Genomic DNA, 365 nt, shown 5'->3' on the forward strand with positions numbered 1-365 from the left:
TCAAGTCACTTCAGTGACGCCGATGCAGGCGACAGCTTAACCTTCAGTGCCAGTGGGCTACCGGAAGGCTTAAGCATCAACAGCAGCACCGGTGTGATCAGTGGCACGATTGTCAGTGACGCCTCGGATGCGACAGACGATGACAACAACACCCAAGCCTATACGGTGACGGTAACCGCGACCGATGGAGAGGGTGCCGAGACCAGCCAAGACTTCACTTGGACGGTGAACAACACCCTTCCGGAATTCGACGATGCCGATGATGTGTACGACTTCAGTGCCGATGAAGGCACCACTTCCGGTACCGTTGTTGGCACGGTCAGTGCCAGTGATGCCGACAACGACGCCAATAAAGTCTATAGCAT

1 protein-coding gene is annotated in these 365 nt (G+C 55.3%); it reads left to right on the top strand.

From position 1 onward, the window contains the following. On the top strand, positions 1-365 hold a 365-nt coding region (locus J3998_RS13145), incomplete at both ends, for an Ig domain-containing protein (RefSeq protein WP_208151115.1).

Origin of the sequence: Thiomicrorhabdus marina (genome assembly GCF_017571465.1) — a bacterium.
Classification (GTDB): Bacteria; Pseudomonadota; Gammaproteobacteria; order Thiomicrospirales; family Thiomicrospiraceae; genus Thiomicrorhabdus; species Thiomicrorhabdus marina.